This window comes from Peribacillus sp. NPDC096622 (assembly GCF_044762665.1).
Classification (GTDB): Bacteria; Bacillota; Bacilli; order Bacillales; family DSM-1321; genus Peribacillus; species Peribacillus frigoritolerans_B.
Genome location: NZ_JBIWES010000007.1, coordinates 106,099 through 128,751 on the forward strand (window position 1 = coordinate 106,099; position 22,653 = coordinate 128,751).

The window sequence follows — 22,653 nt, forward strand, 5'->3', positions numbered from 1 at the left end:
GGTGGAAGGAATGTGGAAGTTTATCCTAAGACGATTATTAGTTATGATCCCGCAGCTCTTTTTATTGAGCATCATCGTTTTCATGATGGCAAAAGCAATGCCGGGAGATGCACTGTCAGGCCAGGAAATCAATCCTAGGGCCAATCCAGCAGAGCTTGATAGGATCCGGGAAGAACTGGGTTTGAATGACCCTTGGTACCAACAATATATAAGGTGGGCATCCAATGCTGTACAGGGTGATTTCGGTGTTTCCTATACACATAAGACGCCCGTTATGGATGTGATCGAAGACAGGCTTTGGAACACGGTGTTCCTGGCGTTGGTCACGCTGATCTTTACATATATGCTTGCGATTCCATTAGGCATACTTAGCGGAAGGTATAACGATACCTGGGTGGATAAAACCGTTACGGGTTATAGCTATGTAGGGTTTGGCACGCCGATTTTCATTTTTGCTTTAATCATGTTATTCGTTTTCGGATTTGCCTTGGATTGGTTCCCGTCTGGAGGCAGTGTCGATTCAAAGGTGGACGAAGGAACATTCGCCTATGTTGTAAGCAAGATCAATCATTTGATTTTACCAGCTTTAAGTACAGCTTTAATCGCAACAACAAGTACGATCCAATATTTGCGAAATGAAATCATCGATAATAAAATCAAGGATTTCGTAAGGACTGCGCGTTCGAAGGGAGTGCCTGAATCAAAGGTATATTCACGGCATATCCTGAGAAATTCCTTTTTACCGATTGCGGCATTCTTAGGCTATGAAATTACTGGATTGATCGGCGGCGCGGTCATAATCGAGACCATTTTCAGTTATCCGGGACTTGGGCAGCTTTTCCTTAGTTCAGTCAGTCTGCGGGATTTCAGCGTTGTCACGGCCATCGTCATGATGACGGGATTTGCCACTCTGCTTGGCACACTTCTTTCGGACATCATACTTAGTGCGGTCGATCCGCGCATACGGATAGAATAGGAGCGGGGTGAGTCGTATGGAAATGAAAGTAGAAACCGGAAAGAACATACAAGTGAAAGATGTGAGCCCTTCAGGAATCAAAATTATCTGGCAGGAAATCAAAAAGGATAAGCTTGCCATGGGCTCATTGATCATATTAGCAGCCATTTTGCTTTTTGTTTACGGTGCGTCACTTTTCATGGACGCCAAGGAAATAGCCAAGGTCGATTTTCTCTCCATTTATATGGAACCATCTTCAGACTATTGGCTTGGAACCGATTATGGTGGCCGGGATGTATTCGGACAACTGATAATAGGTACCAGAAATTCATTCACGATCAGTTTATTCATAACATTATTCACGGCTATCATCGGTTTATCTTTAGGGCTCCTGGCCGGCTACTTTGGCGGGGCGACCGATAATGTGATCATGCGTATTATCGATTTCGTGATTGCCCTCCCGCAATTGATGTTCATCATCGTTGTAGTCACGATTGTACCGATTTTCAATGTATATGTTTTCATTTTAATCATGACGATGTTTTTATGGACAGGTAAGGCCCGGCTGATTCGTTCAAAGGCATTGTCAGAGCGTGAGCTGGATTATATCCATGCCTCACAGACACTCGGGACGCCACATTGGAAAATCATCCTGTTTCAGCTTCTGCCCAATGTCAGTTCATTGATCATCGTTAACTTCATTTTGAACCTTGCTGGCAATATTGGCTTAGAATCCAGTTTGACTTTCTTAGGGTTCGGCCTTCCTGAGAGCACCCCGAGTTTAGGGACGCTCATCAGTTATGCTCGAAATCCAGATGTTCTGGAAAACAAGTGGTGGATATGGGTACCCGCATCACTCATGATTTTAGTGTTGATGCTGAGTATAAATTTCGTTGGTCAAGCGTTAAAACGCGCTGCCGATGCAAGACAAAGAAGAGGATAAAAAAAAGGGGAGTGTATGATATGAAAATCAAAAGCTACAGTAAGGTATTAAGTGCATTGGCCATTTCGTCTCTACTGCTTGCTGCATGTTCGAATGATACGGAGAAATCTTCAACGAAAGAGAAAAAAGGGAAAGATGTCGAACAGGTCGATACCTCTAAATTCCCGACAAAGACGACAAATCAAGGAGAGCCGATTGAAGGCGGCCATTTGACATATGGTTTGGTATCAGATACCCCGTTTGAAGGGATATTGAACAAAGTTTTCTATCAGGGCGAACCTGATAACCAAGTTATCACATTCTTTGATGAGGATTTATTGGATACAGACGAAGACTATGTATATACGAATGAAGGCGCCGCTTCCTATGAGATTTCAGATGATCATAAAACGGTCACGCTGACGATAAAGGATAATGTAAATTGGCATGATGGAAAGCCTGTGACTGGTGCCGATTTGGAATATGCATATCTTGTCATGGGAAACAAGGATTACAAAGGTGTCCGCTATGATGAACAAATGGCTTTAATCGAGGGTATGGAAGAGTATCATGAAGGGAAAGCGGATAAGATTTCAGGCATTAAAGTGGACGGCAAGAAAATCACTTTCACTTTCAAAAAAGCGAATCCTTCCGTCACGACCGGATTATGGACATACCCGCTTCATAAAGAATACTTAAAAGATGTTCCGATTGCAGAGTTGGAATCATCGGATAAAATCCGTAAAAATCCGATTGGATTTGGACCGTTCAAAGTGAAGAAAATCGTTCAAGGGGAAGCGGTCGAATTCGAAGCGAATAAAGATTATTATCGCGGTGAACCTAAATTGGACAGTGTCACATTGAAAGTCGTGAATCCGGCAGTTGTCGTCAAGTCACTTGAAAATGGTGACCTCGATGTAGCAGAGGTTCTGGCGGAGCAATATGAACAGGCCAAGGAATTGGATAATGTCGAATTATTGGGGAAGGTTGAATTGGCTTATTCCTATATTGGTTTCAACTTCGGTCATTATGATAAGGAAAAAGAAGAAAATGTTATGGATGAAAATCCTAAATTCGGTGATAAACGGCTTCGTCAGGCGATGGCATATGCCATCAATAATGAAGAAGTTGGCGAAAAGATGTACAAGGGCCTTCGCTTCCCTGCCAACTCTGTCATTACACCGAACTTTAAATATAACAATAAAGACCTAAAACCATATGAATATAATCCTGAAAAAGCTAAAAAACTTTTGGATGAAGCAGGATTTGTAGATACGAATAATGATGGCATTCGTGAAGATGCGGATGGAAAAGAGTTCAAGATCAACTTTGCTTCCATGAGCGGTTCCGATGTTTCCGAGCCTCTTGCAAGATATTATATCCAACAATGGGAACAGGTTGGTTTGGACGTCGAATTGCAGGATGGAAGGCTGCATGAGTTCAATTCATTCTACGACCTGCTGAAAAAGGATAATGACGAAGTTGATGTTTATTCAGCAGCATGGGGTGTCGCTTCCGATCCGGATCCATCAGGCATTTGGTCCAGATCTGCAGAATTTAACTATACCCGCTGGGTAAATGAAAAAAATGATGAGCTGCTTGCGAAAGGGATTTCAGAGGAAGCCTTCGATGATCAATATCGAATCGATACGTATAATGAGTGGCAGGAATTGATCCATGAAGAGGTTCCGGTCATTCCGACATTATTCCGTTATCAATTGGCGGGAGTGAATGAACGCGTTACAGGTTATGATTATCTCGCAGGCCGGCAATATCAGTGGCATAATGTCGGGGTAACGAAATAACTTAATTAATGACTATCGGCTGCCTTTATGGCGGTCGATTTTTTTTTGTGTTTCAATAAAGTGGATAAAGGTTATATAGATAACAGTAAGTAATTGGAAGGGTGATATTGATGGAAGTGAGAAATCCTAATGAAACAAAGAGAGAGTTAGAAATATTGTTTACTGAATCGGTTGGCCGTTTACTGAAACCTCTCGAAGAGGAAATCATTGCAGACATTGTAGCCTATCCAGACGAAAAGAGAATTGCCTTCTTGGAGTATATGAAGGAAATGTCCAACAAACAAAGACAGTTGAAGTAAGTTGAACTTTCATCATAAGGAGGTTTTTTTATGAGGAACGAAGATATGGACAGATACAAAGTATGGCGCAATAAGTGGAAAAGAAAAGTGAATATGGAGAATTTAGCGTTATATGGAATTGCGACATTAGCTATGGCCATGTTGCCTGTCTTGGCCTTTATGAGTTAAATCGATTAAAGGACCGCCTTTTGGCGGTCTTTTAATATGTTAAAAGTTGCCATGAAAAGCTATAATGAACAAAGAGGAAAGGAGAGATATGCATGAGCGTGGTCGAAGAAAAAGAAATCGTATTTTACATAAAAGAATTGGTGTCCATACCCAGCCCCTCCGGCTATACTGAGCAAGCCATTAAATACGCGGCCGATTTCATGGAGCAGAGGAAGGTTCCTTATAACATCACGAATAAAGGGGCATTGCTTGCTACATTAAAAGGCAAAGATGATAACAAACATCGCTTGCTGACTGCCCATGTCGATACTCTGGGAGCCATGGTAAAGGAAATCAAGGCGAATGGCCGCCTTAAATTGACGATGATCGGCGGTTTCCGCTGGAACTCAGTGGAAGGGGAGTATTGTAAAATCCATACAGCTGACGGAGCCATTATCACCGGGACCATTTTAATCAATCAGACCTCTGTCCACGTATATAAAAATGCCGGGGATGCCAAGCGAGATGATGAGACAATTGAGGTCCGGATAGATGCTGTCGTGAAAACCAAAGCGGAAACCGAGGCCATTGGCATTTCTGTTGGAGATTTTGTCTCCTTTGAACCGAGAGTGGAAATGACGGATACAGGCTTTTTGAAATCAAGGCATTTGGATGATAAAGCTAGCGTTGGCATCCTCCTTCATATCATTGACCTCATTTCTGCAGGAAAGATAAAATTGGCATACACGACCCATTTCCTGATTTCCAACAATGAAGAAATCGGCTATGGCGGAAATTCCAATATCCCTGAGAAAACAGTCGAATATCTAGCTGTCGATATGGGCGCGATCGGTGATGGGCAATCGACGGATGAATTCAGCGTTTCCATTTGCGCAAAAGACTCCTCGGGTCCTTATCATTATAAACTGCGTCAGCAACTGGTCTCACTTGCCCAAGCAAATGCTGTCGACTACCGCGTCGATATTTATCCATATTATGGATCGGACGCTTCCGCTGCAATCCGGGCAGGATATGATGTCGTACATGGCCTGATCGGACCGGGAATCGATGCTTCACATGCCTTCGAACGGACCCATGTCTCTTCATTAAAGCATACAGCCGATCTGATTTTGCATTATATTCAATCAGAGTTGGTATAATTGTTAAAAGCCCGCACTCCTATCATAGTAGTGCGGGCTTTTCTGATTTTGTACTCGTGAGTTTTGGTGTTTTACCTGTGAGTTTCTGCGTAATACTCGTGAATGACAAATTATAATGATAATTCTTGTGGAGGTTCACCATTGTTGTTCATCAACCGAATGCTTTCCGGCTTAATTTGCAGGATTAAATAATTTGGATCTTTCGGGTCTTCGAACCACTCTTCAAATGATTCGTTCCATAATTTATCTTTCAGTTCTTGTGAATCGTTTACTTTCGACGTACCTGAGATTTCCAGGTAAGAATCGCCTAATCCTTCATTATCATAACCGATCAGGATATGAACATTAGGGTTCTTTTCAATTTCAGCGATTTTTTCCGTCTTTCCGCTCGTTGGTGTATATAATGTTAAATCATCGTTAAAAAATGTCATATAGCGTGAATGTGGTTTGTTGTTTTCAACTGAAGATAAAACCCCTATTTTATGATCACGGATGATGTTCAGGACTTTTTCTTTTATTTGGTTTTGGCTCATTTTTGCACACTCCTTTTATTTTTTAACTCTGTTACTTTTCCTCTTTTACTTTTCCTCTTTTTTCATTAAGTTAAACAAAATTATGCGGTTTGCCATTTTTATGAATGAATACTGAAAGAAGTTGCCATACTAGTCATTATGTGTTTTGTTTAGAACTATTTCATGATGTGAATCCATTTGTAAAGGTGAGTATGATGAATGAATTGTGGTGAATTACTTATCATTGGCGGGGCAGAGGATAAGTGCCTTGAAGGTGAAGTATTAAATAAATTTGTCGAGCTTGCAACCCGTAATAGTGATGGCGGAATAGGAATATTGCCTACAGCGAGTGAAATTCCTGAAGAAGTGAGTACAGAGTATATCAAGATTTTCAGGGATTTAGGCGTGGACAGGGTGGAAGTGATCAAGTTGGATTCAAGGCAGGATGCAGACGATCCAGCAATTTGTGAACTGCTTACCTCTTTTTCCGCCATCTTCATTTCAGGAGGAAACCAAAGCCGATTGTCTGAACTGATTGGAAAAACCAAGTTCCACGATGCCCTTTCTAAAGCCTGGCATGAAGGAATGGTGATAGCAGGGACAAGTGCCGGCGCTTCCATTTTAGGTAAGTATATGATCGTAGCTGCTGACACGATGCTGAATGACAATAAGTTAAAGGTTGAAATTGGCGTAGGTTTCGGCTTCCTGGACGGACTGATAATCGATCAACATTTTTCCCAGCGTGGCCGCTTTGACCGTCTGTTAAGTGCGATAGCAGGGAAAAAAGAAATTATGGGTATTGGCATTGATGAAAATACAGCAATTTTAGTTAAAGACGGTCATTTTGAAGTGGTCGGCCAACATCAAGTATTGGTTCTTGATGGCAGCACCAGTGATTATATCAATATCACATCTTCTGATAATGGCAGTGAAGAGTTGACTCTTTCGGGATTTATCCTTCATGCACTAACCAGGGGATACCGTTTTGACCTGCTTACCAGGAAATTGTTGATGAAAAAGGGGATCCAACAATGAAGATCAATCGAGTCCGTTATTTAAAAGGACCTAATTATTTTGCTTATACACCTACGATTTGCATTGAATTGGATATAGGGGAACTGGAACAGAAACCATCTGATTCAATACCTGGATTCAATGAAAAATTGTTAAAGGCGCTCCCGAACTTGGGAAGCCATACATGTTCAAAAGGGTATCGAGGCGGTTTCGCCGAAAGGCTGAGAAAAGGAACATGGATGGGACATATATTGGAGCATATGACGATTGAGCTTCAAAACTTGGCCGGAATCGAAGCCATCCGTGGAAAAACAATAATGATGGAAAAGAAGGGTTTTTATTATGTTACCTTTGACTATCAGGAGCCTCACTCGGGTCTCCAAGCTTTTTTAGCAGCAAAAGATATCGCGGAAGCCATCCTGAATGGTGAAAAACTTATAAATGTACAATCTTATGTAAAACAAATAGAGCAGTTATATTATAAAAATAAACTGGGTCCAAGTACCGAAGCCATTTTTAAGGCAGCGCAAGCAAAAGGTATCCCCGTCGAGCGAATGGGTGATGAAAGCTTATTGCGTTTAGGAACAGGTACAAGGCAGAAGTATGTCCAGGCGACAATTTCTAGCCAGACCTCGAATATTGCCGTTGAGAATTCATGTGACAAATCATTGACCAAATCAATTTTAAGAGGATGTGGCCTCCCTGTACCTGAAGGGGAAGTTGCCCATTCCATTGAAGATATCTTTGCCTCGGCGGACAGGCTGGGTTTTCCGCTGGTCATAAAACCGTATAATGGGAGACAGGGGCAGGGGGTCATCACCCATATCAAAAATAAGGATGAACTATTCAATGTAATCAATTGTTTGGAATTGCATGTGGAGAAGTACATTGTCGAACGGCATATTGAAGGACATGATTATCGGTTATTGATAGTCAACGGAGATCTTATCGCCGCCAGTTTGAGGCTTCCTCCCTATGTTATTGGCAATGGCAAGGAAACGATACGCAGTTTGATAGAAAAGGAAAATTGTAATGATTTGCGGGGAGAAGGCCATGAAAAGCCGATGTCAAAAATCCCACTTACACATACCGTGACGTGTTACTTGGAAAAATCGAATCGGACGCTCGATACCATTCCGAATCAAGGGGAATTGGTTCAAGTTGTCGGCAATGCAAATCTTTCGACTGGTGGAAAGGCAATCGATGTAACGGACCAGGTTCATCCCACCATTAAGAATATGGCTGTTGCTGCCGCGAAAGCGATCGGTTTGGATATCGCCGGAATAGATTTTATTTGTGAGGATATATCAAAACCAATTGAACATTCAAAAACTGCAATTATTGAAGTGAATGCTGCACCGGGAATTCGAATGCATCATTATCCGAGTGAAGGGAAAAAAAGGGATGTAGGCAAAGCCATTGTCGATTATTTATTTCCGACTCGGAAAGAGGCGGCTATTCCGATCATTGCAGTGACCGGAACAAATGGAAAGACGACAACAACCCGATTGATTCATTATTTCCTTACTAATGAAAAAACAAAGGTGGGTATGACAAATTCTGATGGAGTATATATCGGTGATGAGGTATTGGATCACGGTGATTGCAGTGGCCCTGTCAGTGCAAGAATGGTATTGGCCCATCCTGAAGTTGATATAGCCGTATTGGAAACGGCCCGGGGCGGGATTCTGCGTGAAGGTCTGGCTTTTCGTAAATGTGATGTGGGGATCATTACCAATGTAAGTGAGGATCACCTCGGCCGTGATGGAATCGATACATTGGATGATCTCATTAAATTAAAGAGGCTGGTAGCCGAAGTCGTAATGAAAACAGGCTATTGTATACTGAATGCAGATGATCCGAATGTAGCAGCCATGAATGCTTATACAGATGGGGAGGTCATATACACCTCTACAGATGCCACCCAGCCTCACGTAAAGGCTGCGATAAATAAGGGATGTAAAGTTTGGTACGTCAATGAACAAGGCGTGATTTGTCATTCAGCTGATGGTGTCATCCAACAATTTATGGATTGTACCATGGTTCCAATAACGATTTCCGGCATGGCACGTCATAATATCGCCAATTTACTTCAGGCGTTAGCCGCAGCTGAAACACAAGGCATTACCATGGAAGAACTAAGAAAGAAGGCTGCCACATTTATGCCTGATACGAATTTGTCCAAAGGACGGTTCAATTTAAAAAAGTTGAAAGAGCGCACGATCATCATCGACTATGCCCATAATGAAGCGGGATTGAAGGCCATATTCGAAACGGTCAGTGACTATAACAAAAATCGCCTTATCACTGTCTTGGCAGGACCGGGGGACCGTATTGATGAAGAGCTTATCAGGCTCTCCAAGGTAGCGGCCATTAATTCTGATCTGTTCATCATTAAAGAAGACGATGATTTGCGGGGAAGGGAGCCGTTAGAAGTAGCCGGGCTGCTTCAGGAAGCTGCGGTAGAAGCCGGGTTACAAAAAGATCGGATATTCATCGAACCTAATGAATTGGACGCATTCATAAAAGCCTGGGAAACATCACAACCGGGTGACCTATTATTGTTCTTTTACACGGATTTCGAATATGTAGAGAGGTTTTTCGAAAAGGTTTCAACAAATCCGTTGCCGAAGAAATAAAACAAAGTGGGTTTCGCCCTTAAAAACCCTTTACTGTCAAACGCAAGCTTGAGGAGTTTCAGAGAAGTGGGAAGTGAATGTTGAAAAAAGCTAATCCAAGTGGATTAGCTTTTTTTCATAACCGTTTCATTTGCAGCCGGGACAGCGGCATGGTCTTTTTTATATATTCGCTGAAGCACGATTGACTGAACAATCATGAATATACCTCCGATTGACCAATATAGCGGCAATGCAGCAGGAGCGGAGAAAGAAATGAATAAAATCATTGCTGGTGAGAGCAAGCTCATCATCTTCATTTGTTTCTGCTGTTCTTCCGGCATTTGTCTCATGGAAATGACCGATTGGAAGTAATAAATGACACCAGCAATAATCGCCATGGCAATATTCGGCTGGCCTAGGCTGTACCAAAGGAAACTATGTGTAGCAATTTCATGGGAACCTTGAATCGCATAATAAAAGCCCATTAGAATCGGCATTTGAATTAAGAGCGGCAGACAGCCCATGTTTAAAGGATTGACTCCATGTTTTTGGTAAAGCTGCATCATTTCCTGTTGGAGAGCCTTTTGTTTAGCAGGGTCTTTCGTCTCTTTGATTTTCTGCTGGATTGCTGTCATTTCCGGTTTCAGCCCATTCATCTTCGTTTTCATGCTAAGCTGTGTTTTATATTGCTTGGCAGTCAGTGGAAGCAAGACAAGGCGAATCAAAAATGTCATCATGATGATGCTTAAACCATAGTTGCCATTAAATAAATCAGCATTAAATTCTAGCATTTTTGTCATGGGGTTAACCAATGCTGTATGAAATGGACCGCTAGTTGCTGCTGAGCAACCTGTCAAAAGGGTCGTTGCCAAAAATAGGATGGCAATTAAAAACATGTTTTTCTTCTTCAATATAATTTCCTCCTCGAATTGTTATTGTTTAAACAACTAGAAGGAGGCTTGGCTCATCGGAATCATCTGGTGAACCCTTTTGCCGGATAAATGTGAAAAAGCGCTGTGCACCGCGCCAGTCAAAAATGCTGCCTGCATGAACAGGGGATTTACTTTTATCTGTATGAACTGAAGCTTGATATTTGTCATTCAAGAGCGATTGCTTTTTATTTAAGAAGTAAAACGCGGCCAGTGGAAAGACAAAGGTAAATAAGTAACCTGCCCATACCGCATGGCGAACGGTCTGATAATCGAATTCTAATAATAATTCCCACATAGGAATCCCTCGTTTTTTCTAAGATAAGAAAATTTGTTCAAAAATGATTTAGGGCCTGAAATGACTTTTGACCATATTGAGTTTAAATCATTAACAACACTATATCAATTCTAGTGCAAGAAAGCTAAAAATTATAGGGATTTTTTCAAAAAATAAACAGGGAATATTTTCTGAGGCATTATTTTTAGATAATAGATCAAATAGAAACCAAATTCGAGTTTGTACAGAGCAAAGATTGCACACATGGTCGTTCATCTACATACGGATAAAAGGAAGTTCATATATGAGGTGAAAAAGGTATGAAACCATACGATTCATTCGATCAACGGAACCACCATAACGGTAATGGCCAAAATGCACATCCCCGAAAAATGGGCAATGATTTCTTGGCAGCGCCATATCCATTAGAAAATCAGATAATGGATGTAAGGACCCCCCCTGGCCCGCCTGGTCCGTCCTACGGAGGGGGCCAGCCGCCGCCACGGCCGCCGCACGGAGGAGGCCCGCCTCATATAGCTCCGCCATTATTCACTCCACAACTTCACGATGGAATGTATAAGTCAATGGACACTGGTTCAATGAAAGGGTGTTTATACAAACATACGTATGTTTGGCTTAAGAATGGCCGCTCATTTTGGTTTTACCCAACATATGTCGGCTATAATTCCGTGGCGGGTTATCGATGGAGACGAAGTCAACAGCGATGGGCCTATTATGGAACGGATGCCCATGAGATACAATTCTTTCATTGTTATTAAAAAAACAATCCGCATTTGCGGATTGTTCAGTTTGTAGACAAAAGGGGGGATTCGGAATGGTCTCACCCTGAGCCGTGTAAAGAACTAGTCATCCTTCATGTTTTTTCACATATCATCCAAAGTTTCAATCCAAAAAGTAATCAGGAAAATCAGAAATGATACCATCTAACTGCATCATTTTGAACATGCGTATTTGTTTTTTATTGTTGACGGTCCATGTAAATACTTTCATCCCGTGCTTTTGGATCCGCATTTGCAGCTTCGTACTCAAAATCGTTTGCTTTGGATTCAAAAATGATGCAAACTCGGCAATTTCTTTTAATTTTTGGTCATTAATTCGACGTTTTATCAAAACGCCCACTTGTATGTCAGGCATTAATTGATGAAACCTTTTCATGGATTCCATATCGAATGAATGAACCATTATCTTATTTTTACTTGTTGAATTTTCCTGGAATTTCACTAATTCTTCTGCAAGTTTCTGTTCAATGCCGGGATAAGCAGAGGGATGCTTCAATTCGATTAAAATTCCTGCTTCAGACCCGAAATTCTCCAATACCTCACTTAGTAAAGGAATCCTTTCGTTTTTATAGCGAGAATGATACCAGCTTCCTGCATCCAGTTCCTTTAATTCGGCTGCCGTGTAATCACGGAGATTCCCTTTGCCGTTTGTGGTTCGATCCAGGGTGGGATCATGATGAACCACAAGGACATCATCTTTACTAAGATGGATATCCACTTCGAGGAAGTCAGCTCCCAATTCAATTGCTTTACTATAGGATGCCATTGTATTCTCGGGGCAATATCCAGATGCACCTCGATGTCCAATTTTAAGGGGGGAATGCTTCATCATTAAGCTTTCAGGGAAATCACTCTTTGATCTTTTAGTGTAGAGAGTGAACAGGACAAGCATGGTTACCACGATAATTAGAAAAAATGCAATCATCTTTCACACTCCTATTAGGCACAATGATTTAGCAGGACAGTCTCATTTCATAATTTTACATGTTAGGCAGGAAAAAATCATGTTTTAAACAATGTTATAATCCGACTTAAAGGATTTATTGGAAAGGTATGGAATACATATAATTTAAGTATCAATAAGGGGGGGAAAGAAGATGGAAATGCAGGTGAAACCGAAGTCAAAAAAATGGAAGGGGAATTTTGGTTTATATTTTTCCCTTCCCATTCTCTCTTGGGCGTTTTACGATTTTGCCAATACGATTTTTTCTTCTAATATCAACACGATTTTCTTTCCATTCTTCCTACAGGAACAGATTGGGGAAAATGCCGTTCTTGATCAGATTGCGAGTACCTTCATTTCCTACGCTAATGCGATTGCCAGTTTGTTTCTTGTTTTGTTTTCCCCACTGTTCGGTGTCTTGATCGATCGAACGGGAAAAATGAAAAAATACATTATGATTTTCACACTCATTTCTGTTGTGTGTACATTTTTAATGGGGGTATTTGGAGGGACGCCGTTCAATGGAAAGATTCTGGGCATTCCCATTTCCTTGGCGATCGTCATTCTTTTATTTGTGATAGCAAAGTTTTTCTATCATTCGAGTCTTGTTTTCTATGATACGATGATGAGTGATTTAGGCACGAAACAGCAATTGCCGCTTATATCAGGGTTTGGCGTGGCGGTAGGCTACCTTGGAACGTTAGTGGGACTGTCAATCTATCCATTCATAAGTAAAGGGAGTTCACATGAAGCCTTCATTCCCACGGCCATTTTATTTCTGGTTTTTTCCCTTCCCTTATTCTTTTTTTTAAAAGAGTCTCCAAAACAGCAAAAGGCGAAAGAACCTTTTTTATCCGGTTATAAGGAAATTAAATCAACATTTAAAGAGATGCAATCCTATCGATCGGTTTTTACATTCATGATTGCTTATTTCTTTTTAAATGATGCAATTGCGACCACTATCGGCATGATGGCCGTATATGCCAAGACTGTTGTTGGATTTTCCTCTAGCGGATTCATTTTGCTTTACTTGGTATCGACAATATCGAGTATTGCCGGATCGTTTCTGTTTGGATACATCACGCAGTCGAAGGGACCGCGGGTGGCTGTGACATATGTGGGAGTTCTGCTCTTGGTCGCTTTATTTATAGCGGTCTTCGCACAAACCGCCCTTTGGTTCTGGGTTGCAGGGAGTATGTTCGGCATTTCGCTAGGTTCGATGTGGGTGACATCACGGACGTATATCATTGAATTGACTCCGGATGAGAAGAGGGGGCAATTTTTTGGGCTATTTGCATTCTCTGGAAAAGTCTCTTCAATAATCGGTCCGCTATTATATGGAACGATAACGTTGATATTCCATGACCTCGGTACATTGGCGAGCCGGATGGCATTAGGGTCATTGATCATCATGGCGATAATAGGTTTGGGCTTTCTTTTGAAAATGAAGGGATTGGAAGAAGTGAAATAAGAAAAAGGGAATGGAGCCGGCCTTAATGCCGCATCCATTCCCTTGCATAAACTTTATACCAAAATCAAGGTGACATCGACGTTCCCGCGAGTTGCTTTTGAATAGGGGCAGGTCATGTGTGCTTTTTTGGCGAAGTCTTCGGCTTCTTCCCTGCTTAGGTCGGGAATCGAAACATCCAACCTTACAGCCAATTTAAAACCGCCGTCATCCTCATCTTTTCCGATCGTGACATTTGCCGTCACGGACGTATCAACCTTTTTCTTTTCTTTTTGCAGAACAAGGTTCAAGGCACTGTCAAAACATGCCGCGTAACCGGCTGCGAATAACTGTTCAGGGTTTGTGGCGCGCTCACCGGAACCACCTAATTCCTTCGGTGACCTCACATCGAAATCCAGAATCCCGTCCTCAGATTTAACATGTCCCTCACGACCACCGTGTACGGTAACTGTAGCTGTATATAATGGCTTCAATAAAAACAACTCCTTTTATTATTCTTACTATCATTAGTTCCCTGCTGTAAGTCTTTTAAACAAAATGAAAGCGAGTTTATGGAGACTACTGTTTGAAAATGGTATTAAACTGGTTTTAAATTGGAAGATATTGTTTTATAATGTACTGTATTAGGAGTTGTAATACACCCATTGCAAGGAGGGTTTATGATGTTTGAGTTGGATGTTCAAAGTGGAAAGCCGATATATGAGCAATTGATGGATAAGTTAAAGGAATTAATGATCAATGAAGTTTTACAGGAACATAATCAGCTCCCATCCATTCGAATATTGGCTCAGGAATTGACCATCAATCCAAATACGATCCAGAAAGCGTACAAGCAGCTTGAATCTGACGGATTTATATATGCATTACCAGGCAAAGGGAATTTCGTGGCACCTCCTAAATCCTTGAAAAATTCATTGAAAGAAGAAGAAATCAGAAACGAGCTTTCAAAGGTACTCGCTGAAGCTCTGTATATTGGAATCGATAAATATGAAATTTATAGAATAATAAAGGAAATCAGTCCATTGGCAAAGGGGGGAGATTCATGATTGAAATAAAACAGGTGAGTAAATTATATGAAGGAAAAGAAGCGATCAAAAACGTCACCTTGGTCATCCAAAAAGGCTCCATATTCGGGTTATTAGGTTCAAATGGGGCGGGGAAAACGACTCTATTAAAAATGCTTTCAGGCAATTTGATACAGGATGCAGGTGAAGTTCTTATTGATGGATCATATGTGTTTGAAAACCGTGAAGTGAAAAATCGTTGCTTCTTCCTTCCTGATACGCCTTATTTCCTGGCTAACTATACGATCATGCAAATGGCAGGTTTTTATAGCCAGATTTATAGTGAGTGGAATCAAGAACGTTTTTATCAATTACATGAAGTATTCCCGATACCCGTCCAAAATAAAATACATAAACTATCGAAGGGGATGCAGAGACAGGTTGCTTTTTGGCTAGCACTCTCGACGATGCCGGAAGTTCTAATATTGGATGAACCGTTTGATGGATTAGATCCGGTCATGCGAAAAAATGTGAGACAGTTGTTGATTCAGGATGTATCGGAAAGGAATATGACGATTTTACTATCGTCCCATAATCTCCGGGAAATTGAAGATTTAGCCGATCATGTAGGGATTTTGCATAAGGGTGAGCTTGTTATCCAAAAGGTCTTGAATGACTTAAAAGCTGATGTACATAAAGTGCAAATTGCCTTTAAACATAAAATTCCCCACGGTTTATACCGCGGAATTCAAATTCTTAACAAGGAAAGGCGCGGCAGCGTGATCGTTTGTATCGTTAAAGGTAAAGAATCCATGATTAAATCGCATTTTAATCAGTTTCAGCCAGAAATATTAGATATTCTCCCCCTTACTCTAGAGGAGATATTCATTTATGAAATGGGGGATATCGGTTATGTCATCCAGAATAACCTGGTTTAATAGGGAACTGATTATCTATATTTTCAGAAGCACTGGCTGGATTGGTTTCCTATATCTCGTAGGCCTCATATTTGCGCTGCCTCTGGAAATGTTAGCGATTATCTTGAATGAGAACAATGAATATGTGGAATTCGAAAACCTTTTTTCCTGTCAGCGGATGATACAGTTTGTCTTGGTCATCGTAATTCCAGTATTACTTGCCATCTTCCTTTTTCGGTTTTTACAAATGAAACAAGCTTCAGACTTCATTCATAGTTTACCGATTACCAGACGCAGCATCTACGTTCATATGATTGGAACGGGAATTGGCTTCATGGGTTTACCGATTTTACTTACAGGTTCAATATTGATATTATTTCACTCGGCAATTGATATAGAAAGGCTATATACCATGCCGGATATATGGTCTTGGATGGGGACTACATTTATTTTGGAAGCTTTGATCTTTTCTGTTGCCGTTTTAATTGGAATGGTTACGGGATTATCAGCCTTTCAAGGAGTGCTGACCTATATTTTTCTTACTTTGCCGGTGGGGCTTTTTGTTTTGTTTGCAGCCAATGTGAAATTTTTGATAGCAGGATTTTCTGCAGATTATTATCTAAGTGCCAATATGAATGGCATCTCCCCATTATTAGCAGCAACGGAGTTGGAGAAAATCACTTTCTTCTCTATTAATATATTAATTTATAGTATATTAACCTTTCTTTTTCTTATCAGCTCTCTATTTCTCTATGAGAGGAGAAAGCTGGAACATGTGTCGCAGGCATTTGTTTACCCGAAGATTAAGCCAGTGTTTAAATTCGGCCTGACATTATGCATGATGCTGTTTACAGGGCTTTATTTTAGCGAAACGACGGGCGAACCTGGGTGGATTTTCTTCGGATATACCGTTGGTTCTTTGCTTGGATATTATTTAGGGGAAATCGTCCTGCAAAAGACTTGGCGAATACGGGTCAACCTGAAAGGTTATGTAGCATTTATGGTGGCTGTCATTGTGCTGGCACTCATTATAAAAATAGATCCCCTTCAGTATAAGACCAAGATTCCTGATGAAAAGATGATTAGCCAAATTTATATTGGTGATTCTCCTTTATTTTTTGAAGACGATGACACGTCGAATAATGCTTCCAATTATCTTAAAGAGAAGGAAAATATAGAAGCGGTCAGGTTATTGCATCAGGAAATTATCGATAAGGGTAAAAAGGTTTCCATTGGTGAATTGAATGATGGGCAATCCGTATTTCTGATGTATGAACTCAAGAATGGAAAACGGTTGGCAAGAGAGTATCATTTGCAGAATTACGACTCATACATGCCACTATTGGCAAGAATTTATGAGTCGAATGAATATAAAAAAATGGTTAATCAGTTATTGAATGTTTCCGCTGAAGACGTTACTAAAATCAAGATAACGGCGAGCGGCCAAGTGGACAAATCAATTACGATCACGGACGGTCAACAGCTGGAAGCTGCTGTAAAGGCATTGTCGGAGGATCTGAATAATCAATCATTCGCGCAAATGACTTCTTCTTTTGGTGATTATGCCTCTATCGACATTCTTTTGAGTAATAACAAAACCATTTATATGAATTGGGACTCTTCATATACTCAGTTTTCAAAATGGATGGAAAGTACCGGACAATCGGAACAAGCGCGGTTAATGGCTGATGATATCTCTTATATCCTGGTTGCGAAGACCGACTCGGAAATTTATCATTCGAATTCTGAAAGTGAACTCGCACAGCAGATTGAACAACAGCCAAATCGCTTGAAAATCAAGACCGTTTCCGAAATCGAGGCAGCCATTGATAATGCCCAGATCGATTGGGGCGGAGAGTATTCAGCTGCCTTTTATTATAAAGAAAGCAGAGATGTGGACATCAAGAGTTTTTCTGGCGAATATGTTCCCGGTTTCATTTTGGATCATTTTAATGAAAAATAACGTGAATATCTCGTATGTACACATAACGGAAAGGATGCCGCCCAATATGGGAGGCATCCTTTTGCATGGCCTATCAATTATGTTTGTGTATCTATGCTTTAGAGTTTTACGACGTTTTTAGCTTGAGGTCCGCGGTTTCCTTCTTCGATCTCAAATTCAACCTCTTGACCTTCATCAAGGCTCTTGAAACCTTCTCCTTGAATGGCGGAAAAATGTACGAAAACATCATCTTCGTTTGGTACTTCGATGAAACCAAATCCTTTGTCACTATTGAACCATTTCACTTTACCTGTTACTGTCATTCGATGAATCCTCCTAAAAAGTTAAAAAATATTAATGGTGATGATTTTACCTAGATGGAAAAATCAATTTCACACATTATCCAGCACCCTCATTCAAGTTAAAATTATCATACGATGATGCTTGATAATATGTGAAAGCCTACAGGAAAAATTAACCCACTAACCTCGGAGCAATTTCCAGTTTTTCAGTATATACCCACCTTTATAAAGGATAAAACAAATGGAAGTAATTTATACATTCCCATTTGGGGAAAATAATATTAGACAGGTTTTATACGGGGAAATATAACGGTATTGTCGCGCAGGATTTTCCTGGATTGAAAATTGACGCGGATGCCATGTCCAATACGAAATGCCTTTATGGTTGAAATCAGGGAAACAATTTGGCATTGAAGTTTTTCACGAAAATAATCGGGTATAGGATTAGAAAGAAAGGACTGATGAAAAATGAAGAAATTATTAAAAAGGGCTCTCATTTTTGCTGCTCCAATCATATTCAAGGAAGTAAAAAAACGCTGGAAGAACAAGCGGAATCAAAAATCGATTAAAACTGCAAGGTAAATAAATAAACCATGAATAAATGAACGGTAATCATATGGATTAAGATAGGGGGCGCTGATTAAGCGTCTTTTGTTTTGCCATCTGAACAAATCCCCTAATGGGTGATTCATTCACCTCTACATCTTTCCTTCATATCGTGTTAAAATAGAAAGGTTGATTGAAATGAATGCTGAGTAGCCAATGCTTAAGCCTTATGATATATTTCTTCTTACATATATTGTGTATGATCAGGATTTTTGCATACAAAGAAAGGTTGCCATTCCAATGTAAAAAATACAGTAAAAACCTCCTATAAATTTTTTTATTGATGACTCCAATAATGAAAGGAACATATTATGACTAATTTAAAAGACGAGGTTCAATCCCGACGGACCTTCGCAATCATCTCTCACCCGGATGCTGGGAAAACGACTTTGACAGAAAAATTATTGCTGTTTGGCGGCGCGATCCGCGATGCCGGAACAGTTAAAGCTAGAAAAACAGGGAAGTATGCAACCAGTGACTGGATGGAAATTGAAAAGCAACGGGGAATTTCCGTTACATCTTCAGTCATGCAATTCGATTATGAAGATTTCCGTGTCAATATTCTAGATACACCAGGCCACCAAGATTTCAGTGAAGACACATATCGTACACTGATGGCAGTTGATAGTGCCGTGATGATCATCGACTCGGCAAAAGGTATCGAGGATCAAACGGTTAAATTATTCAAAGTATGCCGGATGAGGGGTATACCGATTTTCACTTTTATCAATAAAATGGACCGACAAGGTAAAACGCCGCTAGAATTGCTTGCCGAACTTGAAGAGGTATTAGGTATAGAAACATATCCAATGAACTGGCCGATTGGGATGGGAAAAGACTTCGTGGGCATTTACGACAGGTTCAATAATCGGATTGAACAGTTCAAAACTGAAGGGGAAGAGCGTTTCCTTCCGTTGAATGAAGATGGTGAACTCGAAGTCGATCATAAACTTAAGGATTCCCAGTTATATGAACAAACTTTGGAAGAAATCATGCTGTTGACGGAAGCGGGTAACCAATTCTCTGAAGAAAACATTGCGAATGGAAAACTTAGTCCTGTATTTTTCGGAAGTGCGTTAACGACATTCGGTGTTCAGACGTTTTTGGATGCTTATCTGAAATTTGCACCAGCTCCACAAGCAAGGATGACAACGTCAGGTGAAATGGATCCTGTCAGTAATGATTTTTCCGGTTTCATTTTCAAGATCCAGGCGAATATGAACCCAAAACACCGTGACCGAATCGCTTTCCTTCGCATTTGCTCTGGGAAATTCGAGCGTGGAATGAGCGTCAACTTGAGCAGGACAGGGAAACCGATCAACCTTTCTTCCTCTACTCAATTCATGGCTGATGATCGAAACACAGTAAATGAAGCGGTAAGCGGAGATATCATCGGTTTATATGATACCGGTAATTACCAAATTGGCGATACGATTACCACAAGCAAAGACATGTTTCAGTTTGAAAGGCTGCCTCAGTTTACACCGGAACTATTCATGAGGGTAACAGCTAAAAACGTCATGAAACAGAAACATTTCCATAAAGGAATTAACCAACTTGTACAAGAAGGGGCAATTCAGCTCTTCAAAACGGTTCGGATGGAAGAATATCTGCTTGGTGCGGTCGGGCAACTTCAATTCGAAGTATTCGAGCATCGAATGAGGAACGAGTACAATGTTGAAGTCGTGATGGAGCGCATGGGCAGCAAGATTACACGCTGGGCTGAAGATGAAAAGCTTGATGAAAATCTTCATAGCTCAAGAAGCATCCTTGTTAAAGACAGGTTTGATAAATATGCATTCTTATTTGAAAATGAGTTTGCACTTCGTTGGTTCCAAGATAAAAATCCTGACGTGGAATTATATAATCCAATGGATTTGAAATAATGAAGAAGCCCGTGTTTATACGGGCTTCAGACTGTAGACAAACTCGATGAAAATCAAGTTTGTCTACAGTTTTTTTAGGGTGTGGTGAAAACTCGAACGTTGATTTCCACTACAGGCACTCGCTTTCCGCGGGCGGTCCGTGAGCCTCCTCGACGCTTTTTTCCCGCAGGAGTCTCGCACCTTCCGTTCCAACCAACATTGTCTTATTTTAGATAGAACTCCCTTTGTCTGTAAACTCGAACCCCGTGTGTTTTGAATACACGGGCTTTTTTCATTATCTGGAGATATTTTAACGTTACTATAACTTATCGCTTACTTTAAGGTTGACCTTACATACAGGGAATGGGAGTGCCGATTGCTTCCTAATAGTCTCTAGCGGACTTTTCTCGTAGGAATGTAGGGTGATTTCTTCATAAAGAAGAAGGTCTGTACTTAAAACAGGCTATATTGTCCTGGTCGATCATAATGAGAAAAAAATGTTTTCAATATTTAGTCAAGATCAATGGGACAACCAAGGCATTGCAATTAGCCCAAACTAATTATCGAATCACAAAAAAGTCATAATGATGGTATGAATTGAACATGAAGAGAAATATCATTGGTGAAATCCAAGTCTACTAAAATATTCATTTGACAATCTCCTGAAACTCCTTTATATTTAGCTAGTACTTTAGTGCTTAAAAGCGTTTCAGTAATTGTGAGGGGTGAAAAGGTCCGATCCTTACCTCAGAGAATATACAACATTGAAAGCGGGGAAATACATCATGCGTCTTGAAGATGCAAAGCTAAAACTCTCCTTACCTGAAGCAATTGGGGTTTTGGCCATTCTATTCTTAATCATTGCAACTGGTATCATACATTATGGACTTGCCCCCCATATTCCAATTATAGCGGCAATCCTTTTCTTATTTGTTTATGGGAAGTTCAAGAAGCTGCCATTTTCAATTATGGAGGCGGCTATAGTCAAAGGTGCAGTTTCTGGTATGGGAGCCATCTATATATTCTTTTTCATTGGAATGCTGATTTCCATCTGGATGGCAAGCGGGACGATTCCTACCATCATGTACTATGGGTTTGACTGGATTTCTGGTGAATATTTCTATGCGATCACATTTCTGGTGTGTTCGTTAATTGGGCTCTGTATCGGGAGTTCCCTTACTACATCAGCCACAATAGGTGTTGCCTTAATAGGTATGGCGGCGGCGATGGATTTATCGTTGGCGATCACAGCCGGAGCAATCATTTCCGGTGCATTTCTTGGGGATAAAATGTCTCCATTATCCGACTCGACCAACCTTGCATCGGGAACGGTTGGAGCATCATTATTTGAACATATTAATAATATGCTTTGGACTACGATTCCAGGTTTCTTTATATCACTTATCATCTTTTACTTCCTTTCACCGAATGTCAAAGTTACTCGTGTTGAGGAAATCGAAGCCATGACAAAGGCCTTGGAAATGGAAACGAACATTAGCATATGGAGTTTGATTCCGTTTGTCATCGTTCTAGTCATGGCTTTGAAAAAGGTGTCTGCGATTCCGACATTGTCAGCAGGAATCATTTCGGCGGCTGTAATTGCTTTCATACAAACGCCAAGTTTGACCGTTGCAAAACTAGCGGATATCTTATACGGGGGTTTTGTACTGAAAAGTGAAATGGAACAACTCGACTCAATCTTATCGCGGGGCGGGATTGAAAGTATGATGTTCTCCGTTTCGATGGTGTTGTTGGCATTGGCGATGGGTGGACTATTGTTCGAATTGGGAGTCATACCTTCTATTTTAAATGCTGTCCAGGATTCATTGACGAGTGTAGCGAAAGTGATTTCCGCTACCGTATTTGCAGGAATCAGCGTGAATTTCCTGGTGGGTGAACAGTATTTGTCAGTGATACTGCCTGGGAAAGCCTTTCAGCAGAAATATGAGGATTTAGGCTTGCAGCCAAAAACGCTTGCAAGGGTACTTGAAGATGCGGGAACAGTTGTGAACCCTCTGGTTCCTTGGGGTGTCTGCGGTGTATTCCTGACACAGGTATTGGGTGTTTCAACCCTTGAATATGCCCCATTTGCATTCTTCTGCCTACTTTGTCCTTTGCTCAGTCTGATTTCTGGCTTTACGAAAATCGGTATCCATTATAAATGAAAA

Annotated in this window: 21 protein-coding genes; 15 read left to right on the forward strand and 6 right to left on the reverse strand. The window is 40.8% G+C overall.

What is annotated here, in order from left to right; all coding sequences use genetic code 11:
* Positions 1-10 precede the first annotated feature (10 nt).
* The 6 genes from opp4B to ACIQYG_RS14590 all read left to right on the forward strand — a co-directional run bounded on the left by opp4B (position 11) and on the right by ACIQYG_RS14590 (position 5,288).
* A complete protein-coding gene (opp4B, locus tag ACIQYG_RS14565) occupies positions 11-976 on the forward strand; it encodes an oligopeptide ABC transporter permease (RefSeq protein ID WP_034314271.1) in 966 nt (321 codons plus the stop codon).
* A 22-nt stretch (positions 977-998) separates the two neighbouring features.
* Positions 999-1,898: an ABC transporter permease gene (locus ACIQYG_RS14570; RefSeq protein ID WP_402839344.1), complete on the forward strand. Its 900-nt coding sequence runs from the start codon at positions 999-1,001 to the stop codon at positions 1,896-1,898.
* Positions 1,899-1,918: 20 nt separating this feature from the next.
* Positions 1,919-3,682 carry an oligopeptide ABC transporter substrate-binding protein gene (opp4A, locus tag ACIQYG_RS14575; protein ID WP_402839091.1) on the forward strand — a complete coding sequence of 588 codons (1,764 nt, stop codon included), beginning with the start codon at positions 1,919-1,921 and terminating at the stop codon, positions 3,680-3,682.
* A 110-nt stretch (positions 3,683-3,792) separates the two neighbouring features.
* Positions 3,793-3,981, forward strand: coding sequence for a hypothetical protein (locus ACIQYG_RS14580; RefSeq protein WP_034314269.1), 189 nt, complete (start codon positions 3,793-3,795; stop codon positions 3,979-3,981).
* Positions 3,982-4,011: 30 nt separating this feature from the next.
* Positions 4,012-4,149, forward strand: a complete 138-nt coding sequence (locus ACIQYG_RS14585) for a hypothetical protein (RefSeq protein ID WP_402839093.1) — start codon at positions 4,012-4,014, stop codon at positions 4,147-4,149.
* 92 nt (positions 4,150-4,241) lie between these two features.
* Complete coding sequence (locus ACIQYG_RS14590; RefSeq protein ID WP_402839095.1) at positions 4,242-5,288, forward strand: M42 family metallopeptidase; 1,047 nt, start codon at positions 4,242-4,244, stop codon at positions 5,286-5,288.
* A gap of 110 nt (positions 5,289-5,398) precedes the next feature.
* Here ACIQYG_RS14590 and ACIQYG_RS14595 read toward each other — a convergent pair whose 3' ends face one another.
* On the reverse strand, positions 5,399-5,821 hold the full coding sequence (locus tag ACIQYG_RS14595; RefSeq protein ID WP_402839097.1) for a pyridoxamine 5'-phosphate oxidase family protein: 423 nt from the start codon (positions 5,819-5,821) through the stop codon (positions 5,399-5,401).
* Between the two features lie 198 nt (positions 5,822-6,019).
* On the opposite strand from ACIQYG_RS14595, the gene ACIQYG_RS14600 reads away from it, so the two are divergent.
* Together ACIQYG_RS14600 and cphA are read left to right on the forward strand one after the other, a co-directional pair.
* Positions 6,020-6,835 (forward strand): cyanophycinase, encoded by an 816-nt coding sequence (locus ACIQYG_RS14600; protein WP_402839099.1) that lies wholly within the window; start codon positions 6,020-6,022, stop codon positions 6,833-6,835.
* Positions 6,832-9,453 (forward strand): cyanophycin synthetase, encoded by a 2,622-nt coding sequence (cphA, locus tag ACIQYG_RS14605; protein ID WP_402839101.1) that lies wholly within the window; start codon positions 6,832-6,834, stop codon positions 9,451-9,453. Before ACIQYG_RS14600 ends, cphA begins: the two co-directional genes overlap by 4 nt.
* A 104-nt stretch (positions 9,454-9,557) precedes the next feature.
* On the opposite strand, the gene yidC is transcribed toward cphA, so the two are convergent.
* Both yidC and ACIQYG_RS14615 read right to left on the reverse strand, forming a co-directional pair.
* The gene (gene yidC / locus ACIQYG_RS14610) at positions 9,558-10,343 is read right to left on the reverse strand and encodes a membrane protein insertase YidC (RefSeq protein WP_402839103.1); all 786 of its coding nucleotides are present in this window, start codon (positions 10,341-10,343) and stop codon (positions 9,558-9,560) included.
* Positions 10,344-10,371: 28 nt separating this feature from the next.
* Entirely contained in the window at positions 10,372-10,659 is a 288-nt protein-coding gene (locus ACIQYG_RS14615) for a hypothetical protein (RefSeq protein ID WP_402839105.1), read from the reverse strand.
* A gap of 299 nt (positions 10,660-10,958) precedes the next feature.
* Here ACIQYG_RS14615 and ACIQYG_RS14620 point away from each other — a divergent pair, with 299 nt between their 5' ends.
* Positions 10,959-11,417, forward strand: a complete 459-nt coding sequence (locus ACIQYG_RS14620) for a hypothetical protein (RefSeq protein WP_402839107.1) — start codon at positions 10,959-10,961, stop codon at positions 11,415-11,417.
* Between the two features lie 124 nt (positions 11,418-11,541).
* On the opposite strand, the gene ACIQYG_RS14625 is transcribed toward ACIQYG_RS14620, so the two are convergent.
* Positions 11,542-12,363 (reverse strand): glycerophosphodiester phosphodiesterase, encoded by an 822-nt coding sequence (locus ACIQYG_RS14625; protein WP_402839109.1) that lies wholly within the window; start codon positions 12,361-12,363, stop codon positions 11,542-11,544.
* Between the two features lie 172 nt (positions 12,364-12,535).
* Between ACIQYG_RS14625 and ACIQYG_RS14630 the strand changes: the two genes are divergently transcribed.
* Positions 12,536-13,852, forward strand: coding sequence for an MFS transporter (locus tag ACIQYG_RS14630; RefSeq protein WP_402839111.1), 1,317 nt, complete (start codon positions 12,536-12,538; stop codon positions 13,850-13,852).
* Positions 13,853-13,905: 53 nt separating this feature from the next.
* Here the strand turns inward: ACIQYG_RS14630 and ACIQYG_RS14635 are convergent, their stop codons facing one another.
* Positions 13,906-14,322, reverse strand: coding sequence for an organic hydroperoxide resistance protein (locus tag ACIQYG_RS14635; RefSeq protein ID WP_402839113.1), 417 nt, complete (start codon positions 14,320-14,322; stop codon positions 13,906-13,908).
* A 189-nt stretch (positions 14,323-14,511) separates the two neighbouring features.
* On the opposite strand from ACIQYG_RS14635, the gene ACIQYG_RS14640 reads away from it, so the two are divergent.
* From ACIQYG_RS14640 to ACIQYG_RS14650, 3 genes are read left to right on the forward strand one after another with little or no spacing between them, the layout of a single operon-like run.
* Complete coding sequence (locus tag ACIQYG_RS14640; protein WP_402839346.1) at positions 14,512-14,895, forward strand: GntR family transcriptional regulator; 384 nt, start codon at positions 14,512-14,514, stop codon at positions 14,893-14,895.
* Positions 14,892-15,791 carry an ABC transporter ATP-binding protein gene (locus tag ACIQYG_RS14645; RefSeq protein WP_402839115.1) on the forward strand — a complete coding sequence of 300 codons (900 nt, stop codon included), beginning with the start codon at positions 14,892-14,894 and terminating at the stop codon, positions 15,789-15,791. Before ACIQYG_RS14640 ends, ACIQYG_RS14645 begins: the two co-directional genes overlap by 4 nt.
* Positions 15,766-17,733, forward strand: coding sequence for a DUF6449 domain-containing protein (locus tag ACIQYG_RS14650; RefSeq protein ID WP_402839117.1), 1,968 nt, complete (start codon positions 15,766-15,768; stop codon positions 17,731-17,733). Before ACIQYG_RS14645 ends, ACIQYG_RS14650 begins: the two co-directional genes overlap by 26 nt.
* Before the next feature lie 98 nt (positions 17,734-17,831).
* Here the strand turns inward: ACIQYG_RS14650 and ACIQYG_RS14655 are convergent, their stop codons facing one another.
* Positions 17,832-18,035 (reverse strand): cold-shock protein, encoded by a 204-nt coding sequence (locus ACIQYG_RS14655; protein WP_061462203.1) that lies wholly within the window; start codon positions 18,033-18,035, stop codon positions 17,832-17,834.
* A gap of 896 nt (positions 18,036-18,931) precedes the next feature.
* Between ACIQYG_RS14655 and ACIQYG_RS14660 the strand changes: the two genes are divergently transcribed.
* Both ACIQYG_RS14660 and nhaC read left to right on the forward strand, forming a co-directional pair.
* A complete protein-coding gene (locus tag ACIQYG_RS14660; protein ID WP_402839120.1) occupies positions 18,932-20,506 on the forward strand; it encodes a peptide chain release factor 3 in 1,575 nt (524 codons plus the stop codon).
* Positions 20,507-21,270: 764 nt separating this feature from the next.
* Positions 21,271-22,650, forward strand: coding sequence for a Na+/H+ antiporter NhaC (gene nhaC / locus ACIQYG_RS14665; protein WP_402839122.1), 1,380 nt, complete (start codon positions 21,271-21,273; stop codon positions 22,648-22,650).
* Positions 22,651-22,653 lie beyond the last annotated feature (3 nt).

Excerpts from the sequence above, each read along its gene's own strand:
- opp4B (WP_034314271.1), top strand. The coding sequence starts at position 11 with ATGTGGAAGTTTATCCTAAGACGATTATTAGTTATGATCCCGCAGCTC.
- ACIQYG_RS14570 (WP_402839344.1), top strand. The coding sequence starts at position 999 with ATGAAAGTAGAAACCGGAAAGAACATACAAGTGAAAGATGTGAGCCCT.
- opp4A (WP_402839091.1), top strand. The coding sequence starts at position 1,919 with ATGAAAATCAAAAGCTACAGTAAGGTATTAAGTGCATTGGCCATTTCG.
- ACIQYG_RS14580 (WP_034314269.1), top strand. The coding sequence starts at position 3,793 with ATGGAAGTGAGAAATCCTAATGAAACAAAGAGAGAGTTAGAAATATTG.
- ACIQYG_RS14585 (WP_402839093.1), top strand. The coding sequence starts at position 4,012 with ATGAGGAACGAAGATATGGACAGATACAAAGTATGGCGCAATAAGTGG.
- ACIQYG_RS14590 (WP_402839095.1), top strand. The coding sequence starts at position 4,242 with ATGAGCGTGGTCGAAGAAAAAGAAATCGTATTTTACATAAAAGAATTG.
- ACIQYG_RS14595 (WP_402839097.1), bottom strand. The coding sequence starts at position 5,821 with ATGAGCCAAAACCAAATAAAAGAAAAAGTCCTGAACATCATCCGTGAT.
- ACIQYG_RS14600 (WP_402839099.1), top strand. The coding sequence starts at position 6,020 with ATGAATTGTGGTGAATTACTTATCATTGGCGGGGCAGAGGATAAGTGC.
- cphA (WP_402839101.1), top strand. The coding sequence starts at position 6,832 with ATGAAGATCAATCGAGTCCGTTATTTAAAAGGACCTAATTATTTTGCT.
- ACIQYG_RS14615 (WP_402839105.1), bottom strand. The coding sequence starts at position 10,659 with ATGTGGGAATTATTATTAGAATTCGATTATCAGACCGTTCGCCATGCG.
- ACIQYG_RS14620 (WP_402839107.1), top strand. The coding sequence starts at position 10,959 with ATGAAACCATACGATTCATTCGATCAACGGAACCACCATAACGGTAAT.
- ACIQYG_RS14625 (WP_402839109.1), bottom strand. The coding sequence starts at position 12,363 with ATGATTGCATTTTTTCTAATTATCGTGGTAACCATGCTTGTCCTGTTC.
- ACIQYG_RS14630 (WP_402839111.1), top strand. The coding sequence starts at position 12,536 with ATGGAAATGCAGGTGAAACCGAAGTCAAAAAAATGGAAGGGGAATTTT.
- ACIQYG_RS14640 (WP_402839346.1), top strand. The coding sequence starts at position 14,512 with ATGTTTGAGTTGGATGTTCAAAGTGGAAAGCCGATATATGAGCAATTG.
- ACIQYG_RS14645 (WP_402839115.1), top strand. The coding sequence starts at position 14,892 with ATGATTGAAATAAAACAGGTGAGTAAATTATATGAAGGAAAAGAAGCG.
- ACIQYG_RS14650 (WP_402839117.1), top strand. The coding sequence starts at position 15,766 with ATGTCATCCAGAATAACCTGGTTTAATAGGGAACTGATTATCTATATT.
- ACIQYG_RS14655 (WP_061462203.1), bottom strand. The coding sequence starts at position 18,035 with ATGACAGTAACAGGTAAAGTGAAATGGTTCAATAGTGACAAAGGATTT.
- ACIQYG_RS14660 (WP_402839120.1), top strand. The coding sequence starts at position 18,932 with ATGACTAATTTAAAAGACGAGGTTCAATCCCGACGGACCTTCGCAATC.
- nhaC (WP_402839122.1), top strand. The coding sequence starts at position 21,271 with ATGCGTCTTGAAGATGCAAAGCTAAAACTCTCCTTACCTGAAGCAATT.